The 14,002-nt window shown below is 42.4% G+C and carries 13 protein-coding genes and 1 tRNA gene; 5 read left to right on the top strand and 9 right to left on the bottom strand.

The genetic code is table 11. The annotated features are described in order from the left end of the window. Positions 1–91: 91 nt before the first annotated feature. Positions 92–889, bottom strand: a complete 798-nt coding sequence (locus tag VIM89_RS05705; protein ID WP_488155172.1) for a DUF4350 domain-containing protein — start codon at positions 887–889, stop codon at positions 92–94. Positions 890–958: 69 nt separating this feature from the next. On the opposite strand from VIM89_RS05705, the gene VIM89_RS05700 reads away from it, so the two are divergent. After that, entirely contained in the window at positions 959–1,870 is a 912-nt protein-coding gene (locus tag VIM89_RS05700; protein ID WP_488155171.1) for a hypothetical protein, read from the top strand. 2 nt (positions 1,871–1,872) lie between these two features. Here the strand turns inward: VIM89_RS05700 and VIM89_RS05695 are convergent, their stop codons facing one another. After that, a complete protein-coding gene (locus tag VIM89_RS05695; protein WP_488155170.1) occupies positions 1,873–2,304 on the bottom strand; it encodes a response regulator in 432 nt (143 codons plus the stop codon). A 216-nt stretch (positions 2,305–2,520) separates the two neighbouring features. Here VIM89_RS05695 and VIM89_RS05690 point away from each other — a divergent pair, with 216 nt between their 5' ends. Next, on the top strand, positions 2,521–3,183 hold the full coding sequence (locus tag VIM89_RS05690) for a hypothetical protein (RefSeq protein ID WP_488155169.1): 663 nt from the start codon (positions 2,521–2,523) through the stop codon (positions 3,181–3,183). Positions 3,184–3,201: 18 nt separating this feature from the next. Next, the gene (locus VIM89_RS05685) at positions 3,202–4,527 is read left to right on the top strand and encodes a hypothetical protein (protein ID WP_488155168.1); all 1,326 of its coding nucleotides are present in this window, start codon (positions 3,202–3,204) and stop codon (positions 4,525–4,527) included. Positions 4,528–4,533: 6 nt separating this feature from the next. Here the strand turns inward: VIM89_RS05685 and VIM89_RS05680 are convergent, their stop codons facing one another. Next, complete coding sequence (locus tag VIM89_RS05680) at positions 4,534–5,433, bottom strand: AraC family transcriptional regulator (RefSeq protein ID WP_488155167.1); 900 nt, start codon at positions 5,431–5,433, stop codon at positions 4,534–4,536. Positions 5,434–5,556: 123 nt separating this feature from the next. Between VIM89_RS05680 and VIM89_RS05675 the strand changes: the two genes are divergently transcribed. Next, positions 5,557–6,375 (top strand): phytanoyl-CoA dioxygenase family protein, encoded by an 819-nt coding sequence (locus VIM89_RS05675; protein WP_488155166.1) that lies wholly within the window; start codon positions 5,557–5,559, stop codon positions 6,373–6,375. 163 nt (positions 6,376–6,538) lie between these two features. Here VIM89_RS05675 and VIM89_RS05670 read toward each other — a convergent pair whose 3' ends face one another. The 5 genes from VIM89_RS05670 to VIM89_RS05650 are packed head-to-tail and all read right to left on the bottom strand — an operon-like array spanning position 6,539 to position 12,618. After that, a complete protein-coding gene (locus tag VIM89_RS05670; protein ID WP_488155165.1) occupies positions 6,539–7,528 on the bottom strand; it encodes an L-histidine N(alpha)-methyltransferase in 990 nt (329 codons plus the stop codon). A 23-nt stretch (positions 7,529–7,551) separates the two neighbouring features. Next, positions 7,552–8,706 carry an ergothioneine biosynthesis protein EgtB gene (gene egtB / locus VIM89_RS05665; RefSeq protein ID WP_488155164.1) on the bottom strand — a complete coding sequence of 385 codons (1,155 nt, stop codon included), beginning with the start codon at positions 8,704–8,706 and terminating at the stop codon, positions 7,552–7,554. Continuing rightward, positions 8,703–10,277 (bottom strand): ABC transporter permease/substrate-binding protein, encoded by a 1,575-nt coding sequence (locus VIM89_RS05660; RefSeq protein WP_488155163.1) that lies wholly within the window; start codon positions 10,275–10,277, stop codon positions 8,703–8,705. The genes egtB and VIM89_RS05660 overlap by 4 nt, the downstream gene beginning before the upstream one ends. After that, positions 10,270–11,226, bottom strand: coding sequence for an ABC transporter ATP-binding protein (locus VIM89_RS05655; RefSeq protein WP_488155162.1), 957 nt, complete (start codon positions 11,224–11,226; stop codon positions 10,270–10,272). The genes VIM89_RS05660 and VIM89_RS05655 overlap by 8 nt, the downstream gene beginning before the upstream one ends. A gap of 6 nt (positions 11,227–11,232) precedes the next feature. Beyond that, entirely contained in the window at positions 11,233–12,618 is a 1,386-nt protein-coding gene (locus VIM89_RS05650) for a mercuric reductase (protein WP_488155161.1), read from the bottom strand. Between the two features lie 293 nt (positions 12,619–12,911). Between VIM89_RS05650 and VIM89_RS05645 the strand changes: the two genes are divergently transcribed. Then, positions 12,912–12,983, top strand: a tRNA-Glu gene (locus tag VIM89_RS05645). A 132-nt stretch (positions 12,984–13,115) separates the two neighbouring features. On the opposite strand, the gene VIM89_RS05640 is transcribed toward VIM89_RS05645, so the two are convergent. Then, on the bottom strand, positions 13,116–13,910 hold the full coding sequence (locus VIM89_RS05640) for a competence protein CoiA (protein ID WP_488155160.1): 795 nt from the start codon (positions 13,908–13,910) through the stop codon (positions 13,116–13,118). Positions 13,911–14,002 lie beyond the last annotated feature (92 nt).

Here is a 14,002-nt window from a genome sequence, read left to right as displayed (position 1 = left end):
TCACACTGAGGTACTCGAAGTGTAGTGCGTAAAGGCCTTTGTCCACCATGCTTCGAGTGCCTCAGCATAACACCTCGCACATAGTTCAGACCTACTCCTCCGGTATCTGCTGTATCAACCAGTGCGCCAGATCATTCACCGCCTTGTCATTATCAAAACCCTTCGGCAAACGACCATTGGTATACTCGTTATACACCCATGGATCGCCCACAGCCAGTACGGTACCTGCCCCGTAATGACAAACCGCAATAATTACCGCATTTCCATCCTTCAATACAGGCTCGGCGGGGAAACTGAGTGTAAGCGAGCATATATCCTTCATAAATATCTTTTTGGCACTTACCAGTACAGGGTTACCGGGATTGACCATTAAGGCGCCATCGTTAAAATGCGCATCATCTTTTACATGATTACGCAGATCGTCGTTAAAGTGGATCCCAAAGCGCTCAGCAAGTGTGTTAAAATGCTTTAATTCTACATTGGCACTGTCATTGGCCATCAGCAACAATACGCCACCTTGTTTCACCCAATTGCGGATCGTTTCTACATTATCCTGGTTAATGTATTTTGGATTAGGGCTTTCCTTTTTTGTATCCGGATCGACGATAATGTAAACATCAGCTGATGCCAAAACATCAGGATCGGGAGCACGATAAAGCATAGTTATTCCGCTGGCCCCGGCATTTTTAAAGGCCTCTTTAAAGATTGAAAAGCCATCATTGTCTATCTCGTTCCATTTGTAGTGATAGGATATGCTCCTGCCTGCGTCGTCTTTCTTATGCTCATTATTAAAGTAAGAATCCAGCAATACCTGTTTGCGCTGTGCGACAGCATGGCTTGCAATTAAGGCTAACAACACGAATAAGATAGATTGAAATAACTTCTTCATGCTCCAGGTGTTAGAATACAAAGCAATTTATTCAAAGATTATTGATTTTTAAGTATTTTGAGCCGATTTATGATACAGCCCCGCTTTTACCTGCCTTTACTGTTTATCCTGCTATGTTTTTCGTGTAAAAACTTCCGTCGTGCAGGCCTGCGGTTTGGGGATTTTAAGGACATTCATTTTGTCGAAGTAAAGCGAGTCTACACTAACGGTTTGCAGTTCAACAATCATGGCTACCAACTAGAGCCGCTCTGGAAGCTATCATTCGTTTCGGATGATTCAGTAAATGTGTTCAGCCCGAAAAATAAGCGGTACTATGGCTTTCATGTTTACTGGGATCACGATTCCATCTTTAATATGGTGGATGCCTGGTTCAAACTAAAAAAGCTGACTACAGACAGCATGGTAGTACAAGCTTTGCGGGTTGAAGAAAAAGTAATAAAAGATGACGACGAGGGCTCGAAGGTTATCCTGACTTTTTACTCAGATAAGTATATCAAATCTCAAGATCCTAAAAAAATACAAGCGATGGGCTTACCCGGCAAAAAGGATACCGCCTTTATCCGGAAAAGAATAGCTCAAACAAGTGTAAATCCCGATAGTTCATTTGCTGCCCGCGAACCGGCGATGCTCAAAAGTATTTCGCCACTGATAAAAGTGGAGAAGGTGCAACATGAGTCAACGCCAATTGAGAAGGTCGACCCATCTGAGGCATACATGGAGCCGGAATATAATATCACCATTCATAAAGCCTATGAAGCCTTCAGCTACATTATGTATGTTTATGTAGATGACAACGGGAAAATGGTCTTCCGAAATTCGGTAGTACCACTTGCGTCTGAACTTAAAGACAGCTATGAAAAGGTAATGCGCGGTATTGTGAATGGCTACCTGATGCACTACCTGGACATTACTCCCGGCAAAACGCTGGGCATTCCTCATACCACCTACATTCTGTTGAACGTAGAAGGTAAAGTTGACTAAAGTTAATTAACCGACTCCAGCATAGGAAAACGGCGTGTGTTACCTTGCTTTTTATTGATCAGGTCGATGATCATTTCTTTGGTCACCGGTTTCAGCATAAAAGCTTTTACAAACCAATATTTTCTTGCGCGTTCAACGTCGGATGCAAATTTGCTGGCGGATAATATATATATTTCAAGTGGCTTCGGGAAAGTGGGGTATAACCATTTTATCCTGTCAAGGAAATCCCAAACATTAATCTCAGGGTTATAAATATCCAGCACGATCATATCCGGCATGTTTTTGACGCTCAGACTACGGCTCGACAGCAGGCTCAAAACGGCGATACTGCTATCCGTACATTTCACTTCGCATGAAGTGCCGTAACGCGATAATACTTTTCTCAAAATGAATTGGTCTAAGGGGCAGGTTTCGATGTAAGTTAGCTTGCTCATAATGGTACGGGTTAATGAATAACCAAAATTATATCGTTACCATGGCTCTGCCATTAGTATCTCTACGGGATTGTATGCGTAATTTTACGGATTTGCAAAGGGGCGTTTTCACGTGTTGTGGGAGATAAGATTTGACAACTTTTTGAAAGTTGTCAAATCTGTGTACAAGGTGCATATCAGCATTTTTGATAACTTTGCCGCCTTATACTATTCATCATGCCGGTAAAAAAAGTCGTTTTATATTTCATTCTATTAACCTCATTACTTTATTCATGTAGCCACAAAAAGGTAATTGAAGGCTCTATCACTTATGAACTTGAATACAAATTACCTGACAGCTTGAAACGGTTCGCGATCTATCTGCCCAAAACTGCCAAAGTGTATTTCAAAGGCGATTCCACAGTAAGCATTCAGCAGATGAATGAAGAATCGACAACCATCATCACCCATAAGCCTACCAATTTTATGCGGGTTTTGCTAACCTCGCGCGATAAGAAAATCGTTATAGACTACAGTAAAGCTGACCAGGATGAAGAGTCGCCTGCAAAGCTGGGTTATAGCTATGTTGCCAGTGTTGATACGCAAACCATCGCTCATCACAAAGCACTAAAATATGTGCTGACCAACAAGGTAACCGGAGAAACCGACGAGGCATGGTTTACCAAAGAGATACATCTTATCCCGAACTCGTTGACAATGACCCTTGATACTGCTAAGGGATTTCCACTTTCATTTACTACCAGCACCAATGGCTTGCTGACCAAAACTATTGTAAAGGAGATTAAATTCGAACCGGTGCCGCCGGGCATATTCTCTACTCCTGCCGGTTATGAAAAAATGACGCCAAAGCAATTGCGCGAAATGCCCGTAGAAAACTAATTTTTATAAATTAGCATAATGCGCATAGAAGGAAAAACAACAATAGTCGCATTATGCACAGCTATAATATTGCTGGCGATCACTGCATTTATAATTCCAAAGAAAAAAGGCATAACCTGGCAAGGCTTTAAATTTACCCTGACGCCAACCAAAAGATTTGTCTTCAATTCCTTTGTGGATTGCAATATGTCAGAAGTTTGGGTGGCCGATACCTTCCGCATTTTTCCCGGAAAATATGGTGAAGACCCGCTTTGGGGGCCGTCAAACAATTTAAAATTTGCCGATGGCAGTCATATCGATGAAGCTTTCAATCATAAAGAGGACGAATTCACCGCTCCAAAAATGCCGCCTAACACTCCACCGGGAACTCCCGGTTTGCATGGCGCTGTTTGGTTTGAGTCAATTTACCAGGACAGCACCGATCAAAGCGGAAAAACACTTTTTGCGCTTTACCATAATGAAAATTATCCGGCTACTTTACCTTACGATACAAAAACAGGTAAGGGTTATAAAAATGTAAAGTGGCCGCAGGGACTTAAAGGTCCATCATCTCCATCGGCAGTGTGCCGAATAGGTATTATGAAATCTGTTGATGGTGGCAGAAGCTGGAAAAACAACGGGATATTTATTGAGGACGAACAGCCACGGCTAATCCTGCACCCTGATAACACCGCGGCTAACTTTGCAGGTGGTACTGGTGATCCCTCTGCTGTGGCCAACGGCAAATACCTGTACCTGTTTTATGGAGAATATGGTTATCCGGGAATATATAAACGGTCGACTTATGACCCTAAAAAAGAATGGGCCGGGCAGTGCATCAGTATTGCACGAATTCCATTAAGCGATCTGGATGATCCGCAGGGAAAAGGTAAACGATGGGATGGTAAAGGATTTAACGCAACATACAATGGAATCGGCAAACCGATCTCCTCTATACAAATACCGTTAACATCAGGCGGCGGACCGGCATCATCGCCAAAAGGAAAATACTTCTGGGGGCCATCCGTTAGCTGGAATACTTACCTGCATGCCTGGGTGATGCTGATGGCGAAAGCCGAAGGGCCGTCATGGAAAGGCAGCAGCATCTATATTTCGTTCAATAAAAATGCAGACCTGGGAACCGAAAATAACTCCCAACAATGGAGCACACCAAAATTGCTTTTAAATAAGCCGGGGCACATCATCTGGTATCCTTCTTTGCAGCCTATTGATTCCTCAGCCAATCCGAAAAACAAATATTCATCGGTAAAGCTTGGTCAGGAAGCCCGGTTGTTTTTTAAAGATATGTACGGTGATAAAAGCGACTATATATCAGAATACACTGTTGATTTCGCAAAGAATTAGTCAATCTCAAGCCGTGAGCCTGCTCATACCTTCCGAGCCAAATTCACGCATAAAATTCTTTCGGTAATTGAGTGGGCTCTGATGCATTTTATGCTTAAACATTTTATAAAAATGGGACACATCGCCAAATCCGCTGTCGAATGATATTTGCGATATCGGTTTATCAGTTTGCACCAATTGCTGGGTGGCATAGTTAAGCCGGTATTCGATCACTGTTTCCATAAAAGTTTTACGGGTGATCTTTTTAAAGTATTTGCAGAAGGCATTCGGCGTCATATGTGCGATGTACGAAGCCTGTTCGAGGGAGATGTCTCCCCTGAAATTCTCTACCAGGTAAGCGAAAACCGGGTTAATACGCTCCTGCTCGGCTCTTGATTGCTCGGCAACGCTTCTGTGCTGATCCAATAATTTATAGTCGGTTGAAACAGCCAGACGCTGCAACACTTCAAGCAATTGGATGAGCATTTTGAAGTTATTCTTCTCTCCTGATAAATGTGCCAGTGCCCGGTTGATAATAGGGCGAGTGGCACCGTTAAAACAAATGCCGCTGGCACTTTCCTTCAGAAGCTTTTTAATACCCTTCAGCTCATCCTTATTCAAAAAATCCTCACCTAAAAAGTTATTGCTAAACTGGATCACTATAGCACAGGCATCTTCATGATTGGTGCCGTCGGCTTCCAGTTTCCAGCAATGGGGCAGGCAGGCGCCAAGCAATACCAGGTCGCCGCTTGAAAAGTCTTCCATGTGGCTGCCTACATAGCGTTTGCCATGGCCGTGCACGATATAGGTGAGTTCGTATTCTTCGTGAAAATGATAAGGAGCATCGAACGCTGTCTTTCCGAAGGTCCGGATCAGGAACGAATGCCCGCTGGAGGGCTGAAGAACTTCGTAAGAAGCTTTTATCATAGGTTATTTTGGTTTAATAATTGAGAGAATGCAATATAATGATAATATACACCACCTTTCAACCATTGTTGTCATTTTTTTTAGTTTTCTACCCGGTTAAATTTGATTACAAACCTCAATCCCATGAGTATTACCTCTCAATTACCCCGACTGGACAACCTAAAGCCTGTAAATCAGGTCAATATCAATGAATTTCAGGAGAAAGGCCACACTCTCGTTCATGGGGTATTATCAGCTGATGAAATAGCTTTTTACCGCCCCATCATAGTAAACGCCGCCGAAAAGTACAATACTGAAAAGCGCAAAATGGCCGACAGGGACACCTACGGCAAAGCTTTTTTGCAGATCATGAACTTGTGGTTGTGTGATGAAGGGGTAAGAGAATTTGTTTTATCAAAACGATTGGGAAAAATTGCAGCCGATTTGATGGGAGTTGAGAATGTGCGTATCTACCACGATCAGGCACTATTTAAAGAAGCGGGTGGTGGCCCCACCCCATGGCACCAGGACCAATACTACTGGCCCATCGATACCAATAATACAATCACGCTTTGGATGCCATTAGTTGATATTGATGTGGATATGGGGATGCTCACCTTTGCATCAGGCTCTTTTAAAAATGGCGCTGTATTTGATTTTGAGATATCTGATGAGTCGGAATCGGCTTTTGATGATTATGTGCAAAAAGAAAAATTCCCGATAACCCGGGCACAAACCATGAAGGCCGGCGATGCTACTTTTCATAGAGGCTTTACTATTCATAATGCTCCGGGGAATAAGTCGGATAAAATGCGCGAGGTGATGACGATAATTTATGTAGCCGATGGTGCACGGGTATCAGAACCTAAACATAGCTGGCAGCGAAATGATCATCAAAAATGGCTGATGGGAAAACCAGTGGGTGAATTGATTGATTCTGAATTGAACCCGAAGGTATTGTAATTATAAAACGTTATCAATTTCGACGAACAAAGGGGAAAGTAGTGGTGGAGTGAGGAGAAAACTTATACAACATGCACAGTTCGCTATGCATATTGTATAAGTTTTCTCACCCGCACCTTCGCACAACCAAACCATGCGGGTTCGAAATGACATTTTTTTATTATTACTCCGCCATCCAGATCGCATCCAAAAACCAGTTTTTGTTATCGAAAAATAAGTCGACAGGTTTAAACCCTGCTTTTTCGGCCATCTGTGCGGTTTGTAATACGGTAAACTTTTGAGATATCTCCATAAAGATATATTCATCCTTTTGGAAATGAATATGCTTGCGACCAATGCTTACGATCTGGTCTTCCTGGCTAACCAGGTAACTTTTGCAGGCGCCTGTTTCCGGATCATAAGTTGGATAGTGCTCAAATTTTGTCAGATCGAAATCTCCGCCCAGTTCGCGATTTATGCGTTCCAGCAAATTGAGGTTGAAGCGTTTGGTAATGCCACCCTTATCATTATAAGCAGCTAAAACAGTCGCCGGATTCTTTTTCAGATCAAAGCCAATCAAAGCCATATCGCCATCATTCAGGTGACTGCGTAATTCTTTACAGAAACCGACTGCATCCGGTACCGGCATATTACCAATATTGGAACCTAAAAACAAAATCACTTTCCTCCTGTCAGATGCAACTGCAGCCTGTTTTAGCATATCAAAATATTCGCCGTTAAGCCCATGGATATTTATGCCGGGCAAGGTTACAGGCAGGGTTACATTCAGATAAGAGATCACATTATCTGAAATATCAATCGGCATATAAGTAAAATCTGCATTCTGCTCCAGCAAATATTTGAGCAGATAAGACGACTTCATAGCATCACCTGCACCTAGTTCAATCAGATCAAATGGACTTCCATCGGCCATGATAGCTGTACATACCTCAGCTGTTTTAGTCGAAAATATTTCCAGCTCGCAATTAGTTGGATAGTATTCCTCGCAATTCATGAGATCCTGGAACAGCTTATCACCAACAGCGTCATAAAAATATTTTGAGCTGAGGCGCTTTGGGTTCGACCTTAATCCATTAATGACGTCATCAAAAAACTGGTCGGTTTTCAGATTGTCCGGGGTATTGAGTAGTGATTGCAGCATATAAATAGCCATGTTTTTCAGGTTTTTATGTTATTTTATTTAGCAAGACGTATGCCAGTAAATTGCCATTGTAAATTTGTCTGAAAGAAATTGCGATATGTGACGCGCCCGTGACCAGGAGATGTCACTTCTGATGCTCCACGCAAGACCTGCTGGTTCACCATAAACTTGCCGTTGTACTCGCCAATAGCGCCCGGTGCTTTTACAAAGCCTGGATAAGGCAGGTAGGCACTTTCGGTCCACTCCCAGCGATAACCCCAATCAAACTTACCGGCTGCTGCCTCCCATTCAAATTCTGTAGGCAGACGCAAGCTTTTCCATGCAGCATAGGCATAAGCCTCAAAATAGCTGATATGTGTCAGTACATCCTTCGGATTCAGCAGTTGCAACCCGTTGTAGGTATAATTATACCAGGTGCCATTGATCTGGTGCCAGTATAACGGCGATACCACGTGGTTTTTATTCACCCAATCCCAACCTTCCGCATGCCAGTGCCGAAAGTTTTGGTAACCGCCGTCGTTTATAAACTCCAGGTATTCCTGGTTAGTGACCAGCACCGGACTTATTTCATAGGCATTCAAATAAACTTTATGTCGCCCCAACTCATTATCGAAACAAAAGCCGTCACCCTGGTGACCAATCTCATAAATACCTTCTTCCACTTTTATGAAGGTTGTATTGACTGGTTCAGATGGTTTTGGTGAAATATAATCTTTAGAATAAGCCGGGAACAAAGGATTATGCCCCAGTATATACTTGATATCAGTATATAAAAGCTCCTGGTGCTGTTCCTCGTGGTTGAGGCCCAGTATCAATAGCTCTCTTACATCATCTGATATTTCGCCGCACAGAAATTTGTCCATTGCCTCATCTACGTATTCGCGATACTTATAGATTTCGATAACGGTAGGTCTGCTTAAATTTCCCCGGTCGGTACGGATCACTCTTGTTCCAACAGTCTCATAATAACTATTGAAAACAAAATTGTACTGATCGTCAAACTCCTGGTAGCCCATAAAATAAGGCTTCAGTATGAAAGTCTCAAAGAACCACGAGGTATGCCCCAAATGCCATTTAGGCGGACTCACATCCACGATAGGTTGCACCACATAATCTTCCGTTTGCAGGGGGGCGCAAATCTGTTCGGTACGTTTCCGCACCGCTCTGTATTTGTCGGAAAGTTTTATCATTGGTTGCTCTCCAAATACCTTTTCAGGTCTGAAATTGTTTTAATATGTAACTGTTTTGCCTGTTTTTCGCGCATCATCAGCGCATAGGCGTTGTTAAAGCCGATCGGCTTAAGCCACTTAATGCCATATTTCTTCTCAAACTCGCTGGCTACGTAATCATAGGTTTTATTCTTATCGGCAGTTAACGAATCTATTGTTTTTGATGAGGGTTGCAATATTGCTAGCAAACCTGTTCCGGTATATTCAGGATACAGGTCAATCTGGTTATTATTCAAAGCATCAAAACATATTTTGGTGCCGCCAAGACCGGTTTTAGTTGATACATCATAATCGGTATAACCCTTGATCAGCATGGTATACATGCTTGCCAGTATATACTGCTCTCCAAAAATCTTTGAGCCGATGCGTACAATACCATTGCTACCGTTTCGGGAAGGCTTTAAAAGGCCATGCGACTTTAAGAAATCTCCAGCCACTTTTTCAGGACTTTGATGCAGATAATCTGTTCGGTAGTTTAGATCAGACATAATTGAATCCATGATCTTACCCGATAAAAGATTAAGCGTTTTCTCCAAATCAGGAAATCGTTTTAAAGCATCTTCCCGAACTATGGGCGCTGCGTAATAAGGTGGGAAGATTTTTTTATCATCATCCAAAACGATCAAATCATATGCCTTTAACCGGCCGTCGGTAGAGTATCCGCTAATCACATCCAACTGTTTTTCATATGCGGCTTTGTACATTACTGCATCGCTGATCACAATGGGGTGAACCTTTAACCCATACTTGCTTTCCAGTCCCAGGTTACCATCCTGGCGTCCCATGAATTCGGGGGTAAAACCTGCTGTTAATTTACCACCATATGCAGAAGGGATAAAGTAAAAGGACGCCAGGATTAAGAGTAGCAGTGGTAGAGTTGCAGTGGCAGTCTTTATTTTCCTTAGATTGAGATACTGTAGCCGCGACAGCAAAAAATCAAATATGATAGCCAGCAAGGCAGCGGGTATGGCTCCGGCCAATATCATATTGGTGTTGTTTAGCGAGATACCGCCGAAAATAAATTCGCCCAAACCACCTGCTGCAATGTAAGAGGCTAATGTAGCTACTCCGACATTTATAACTGTTGCGGTACGTATACCGGCTAATATAACGGGCATAGCTAAAGGCAATTCTACTTTAAACAGTATTTGCCATTTATCCATCCCCATTGCCAGGGCAGCCTCTTTTACGGCGACATCAACACCGGTTATCCCTGTATAGGTATTGCGAATGATGGGCAAAAGCGCATACAATAATAAAGCAACGATGGCGGGCTTTGCACCGATGCCCAGCAATGGGATCATAAAACCCAAAAGCGCAATGCTGGGGATGGTTTGCAAAACCCCGGCTATGCCCAAAACAATTCCTGAAAAGGATTTTCTTCGTGTTATCCAAATACCCAAAGGCAGACCGATCACAACAGCGATGATCAGTGAAATAAAAGTGAGGCCGATATGCTGCAGAGTTTGCATCAGCAGCTTATCGCTTTGCTGCCGCATAAACTCCCATAAAGTTTGCTGATGCTCATTCATGCTTGCGGCCGTTTTGGTATTTGTAAAATGCGGTTACCAACTGCTCAAAGCCTACCGCTCGTGTTTCGTCTTCATAAGTAATATTCAGGTGATCGGCCTGCTTCAATTTAAAACTCTCCATCCCCGACCATACGGATATATCAGCATACAGATTAGTATCTCCTGCTTTCCTGGTATGTGGCAGCAAACTCCAGATATCTTTAATGCGGACTGCCTTGAACTCCAGTTGCAGTCGTTGCTCTTTTAAAAATGATTCGACAAAATGATTAGCCGGTTTGTATAACAACTCGGTAGGTGTACCGATCTGCACGATCTTTCCTTTATCCATCAGGCAAATGCGGTCGCCCAGTTCAAAAGCTTCCTGCACATCGTGGGTCACCATGATGATTGTTTTTCGTTTCAGTTCATCTAAAGCCTTAAACTCAGCATGGATTTTTGAGCGGGTCACATTATCCAGTGCGCCAAAGGGCTCATCCATCAATAACACAGGTGGATCGGCAACCAATGCCCTCGCCAAACCAACGCGCTGCTGCTGACCACCACTTAATTCATTCGGATACGCTTTAAGCTGGTCTTTTGACAGATGGAGTTTTTCTATCAATTCAGCAATTCGATTGTCAATGCGCTTTTCATCCCATTTCAATAATTGAGGTACGATGGCAATATTTTCAGCAACTGTATAATGCGGAAATAAACCGTTATTCTGTAGTACATAACCAATACTTCGCCTTAAAATTTCAGGGGATTGATCATGGATATTCTTGCCATCAATGAATATACTGCCTGATGTGGGTTCGATCAGCCGGTTGATCATTTTCAGGGTAGTTGTCTTCCCGCAGCCGCTTGTTCCAAGCAGGATCAGTTTTTCATGATCGTTTACCCCGAAAGAGATATCATCGACGGCCTTAATGCTGCCAAAATGTTTGCTCAGTTGCTCAACCTTTATCATGGCGGCCTACTCCTCGATGGTGATAAAAAGGTTATTTAATGATTCGGCATACAGCGGATGGGCAAATATGAAGTAGCGTATCTGCTCATAAGTGATGCCGCCCTCCATCGCCATTTGCAGTATGGTCATGATCTCGCCGCCTTCCTGCCCCAACACCGTTGCACCCAATATTTTTTTCGTTTGCGAATCAACAACGGCTTTCATAAACCCGCGGGTATCACCTGTTTCAATCGCCCGGGCCACATGATCCATTGGCAATTTGGCAACTTTAACATTCAGGCCTCGTTTCTTCGCCTCTGTTTCATCCAATCCTATCCTTCCCAATTGCGGATCGGTGAACATACAATAAGGCACAAGCCGGTCTTTAATACTCAGATTTTCGCCCTTCACCAGGTTACGGTATATGATGGTAAAATCATTATAAGAAATATGCGTAAACGCGGGGCCGCCTTTTACATCGCCTAAAGCATAAATGCCCCCCACATTGGTTTCAAGCTTATCATTAACTTTGATAAAGCCATGCTCATCTGTTTCTACGCCAGTTTTTTCAAGTGCAAGAACCTCGGTATTGGGTTTTCTGCCTATGGCAATGAGCACATGCGTGCATTTTATCTTCTGCTCTTTCCCATTAGTTTTAATTGTAGCTGATACATTTCCCTTTCCTGTTTCTTTAAATTTTACAGCTTCAGAATTGGCAATTATTTTGATCTTTTCTTCTTCAAGAATGCTGGTTAATTTCTCTGATACGTCTTCATCTTCACGGGATACAATTCTTGCTGATTTTTCTACTATCGTGACCTTGCTCCCAAACCGTCTGAACATCTGCCCAAACTCCAGTCCGATATAATTTCCGCCAATAACAAGCAGATGCTCCGGGATTTTGGTCAATTCCAATATGGAGGTCGAAGTAAGATAACCAGTATCCTTTAATCCTTCTATCTCAGGTATAATTGGGCGGCAACCAGTATTCATGAAGATCAGGTCAGCCTTCATTTCTTCTGTTTTCCCGTCATTCAGTTTTACCAAAATAGTTTTTGGACCAGTAAATGTGGCCTCGCCAAATATCAGGCTCAATCCTTTTGTGGCCTCAATGCCTTTCTGACTTCCGTTACGAAACAGTGATACCACATCATCCTTTCGCTTCTGGAGTTGACCCATGTTAACCTTAAAGCCTTTAATTTCGATGCCAAGATCATGACTTTTTGAGGCCGTATAAGCCGCTTTGGCCGAAGCTACCCAGGTTTTAGTAGGTGTACATCCGTCGTTTACGCAGGTTCCACCTACGTATCTTCGTTCTATTAAGGCAGTTTTTTTGCCGGACAGGGCTAATTTTTTGGCTAAAGGCCCACCTGCCTGACCGGATCCTATTACAATTGCGTCGAAGGTTTTCATGTCACCTGGTTATTATCAAGTGGTTAATACGGTTTTATAAATTATTGAATGGCTGAATTTTAGTCGTGGCAGATAAAAAACCTTACAATTTTTTATTGATTCAACATAAATGTATAACAATTGGCTCTAAGAATTACAATGGATAAGCCGTCAAATTGTTTTTATGACTTAATTATCACACTGTTATAAAGGGCTAAAATATTTTTTAAAAAATTATTTTAAAACTTGTCTTAAAGCTATATCTTTGCCATCCCGAAACGAAAGATTCTAAATGGAGTTTTTTGAATCGACAAGGCCCGTTCGTCTAGGGGTTAGGACGCAAGATTTTCATTCTTGAAACAGGGGTTCGATTCCCCTACGGGCTACTGAAATTAAATAATAAACACCTGTAATTTAATAAGTTACAGGTGTTTTTGTTTTACTGAGTAACAAATAAGTAACAAAACACCTGCAAACAAAAGAAATTAAAGGAAATCTTACACACATTCCTTGCTCGGTTAACCATCCGTTAGACCGGAGTACTTAGCTAAAAAGTCTTCTTTCTTTACTACCTGTAAATAAAACAGCGGAAAAGGTTCTTGTGTTCTTCTTTTGATCCAGTATAACAATTCATCGCCAAAGTCAAGGAAGACAGGTGCCCTACAGTTGAGCCAAGCTCTATGTTTGTGCTTCCAGTTAAAAAGGTAGTATAGTTGTGGGCTTTTAGAGTGTTCTTCCGCTACTAACTGCAATTCACGGTCATCAAGGCTATACATCCTCGCCGCTCTCCGAGGGTCATAACCGCGAGATCCCTCCTTTAAATAAAAATGAACAAAATTAGTAAAGCCATTAGGGTCAACCGAAAAATTATAATCTGCTAATAAAGGAGATTGAGGATTTGGCGTAGAATTAGTTATGTATAAGCCCTTAATCGGTTTTGCGTTTACTACCCAGATCAGCTTTTTGTAAAATGCATTACGACTTTCGAGTTCTTTCAGTGATATAGGGGAGTGTTGAAATTCTATGGTAACACCTTGTGGCGTTTGAATATCAGCCCTGTGAAACTCTCCCGATTCCTTATCCTGAAAAATTACCTCGCGCCATGTCGGTGCGAAATTGTTTTGCCAGTCCAAATGCCATTGAGTAATTGGCTCCCACCAAGGATCGCAGTCCAAGTTTTGCTTATGCGCCCAATGATGGATTTTTATCGAGCCACATTTGGCAATAAGTAAATTTCCGCAGCCAGGGCATATGCCTTTTGATCCCGGAGTCGGTTCTTTTAATTGTCCGTCAACCTTTGCATATCGTATCATCAGATACAGTGTTAATTGTAGGATTCGCGCTATATGGAACTCAGGATTTTTCCTTTGTGATTTTGTCTATTTAGGTTAATAAGGTCTTACAC

Source organism: Mucilaginibacter sp., assembly GCF_036568825.1.
In the GTDB taxonomy this organism is placed as follows: domain Bacteria; phylum Bacteroidota; class Bacteroidia; order Sphingobacteriales; family Sphingobacteriaceae; genus Mucilaginibacter.
The sequence above is the reverse complement of the archived record's forward strand: the minus strand, read 5'-3'. Positions and strand labels throughout refer to the sequence as shown.

What these genes read in the sequence shown, in the direction of transcription:
- egtB (WP_488155164.1), bottom strand. Translation starts at nt 8,706, where the DNA reads ATGATAAAACTTTCCGACAAATACAGAGCGGTGCGGAAACGTACCGAA.
- VIM89_RS05640 (WP_488155160.1), bottom strand. Translation starts at nt 13,910, where the DNA reads ATGATACGATATGCAAAGGTTGACGGACAATTAAAAGAACCGACTCCG.
- VIM89_RS05700 (WP_488155171.1), top strand. Translation starts at nt 959, where the DNA reads ATGATACAGCCCCGCTTTTACCTGCCTTTACTGTTTATCCTGCTATGT.
- VIM89_RS05690 (WP_488155169.1), top strand. Translation starts at nt 2,521, where the DNA reads ATGCCGGTAAAAAAAGTCGTTTTATATTTCATTCTATTAACCTCATTA.
- VIM89_RS05705 (WP_488155172.1), bottom strand. Translation starts at nt 889, where the DNA reads ATGAAGAAGTTATTTCAATCTATCTTATTCGTGTTGTTAGCCTTAATT.
- VIM89_RS05685 (WP_488155168.1), top strand. Translation starts at nt 3,202, where the DNA reads ATGCGCATAGAAGGAAAAACAACAATAGTCGCATTATGCACAGCTATA.
- VIM89_RS05680 (WP_488155167.1), bottom strand. Translation starts at nt 5,433, where the DNA reads ATGATAAAAGCTTCTTACGAAGTTCTTCAGCCCTCCAGCGGGCATTCG.
- VIM89_RS05695 (WP_488155170.1), bottom strand. Translation starts at nt 2,304, where the DNA reads ATGAGCAAGCTAACTTACATCGAAACCTGCCCCTTAGACCAATTCATT.
- VIM89_RS05660 (WP_488155163.1), bottom strand. Translation starts at nt 10,277, where the DNA reads ATGAATGAGCATCAGCAAACTTTATGGGAGTTTATGCGGCAGCAAAGC.
- VIM89_RS05655 (WP_488155162.1), bottom strand. Translation starts at nt 11,226, where the DNA reads ATGATAAAGGTTGAGCAACTGAGCAAACATTTTGGCAGCATTAAGGCC.
- VIM89_RS05675 (WP_488155166.1), top strand. Translation starts at nt 5,557, where the DNA reads ATGAGTATTACCTCTCAATTACCCCGACTGGACAACCTAAAGCCTGTA.
- VIM89_RS05670 (WP_488155165.1), bottom strand. Translation starts at nt 7,528, where the DNA reads ATGGCTATTTATATGCTGCAATCACTACTCAATACCCCGGACAATCTG.
- VIM89_RS05650 (WP_488155161.1), bottom strand. Translation starts at nt 12,618, where the DNA reads ATGAAAACCTTCGACGCAATTGTAATAGGATCCGGTCAGGCAGGTGGG.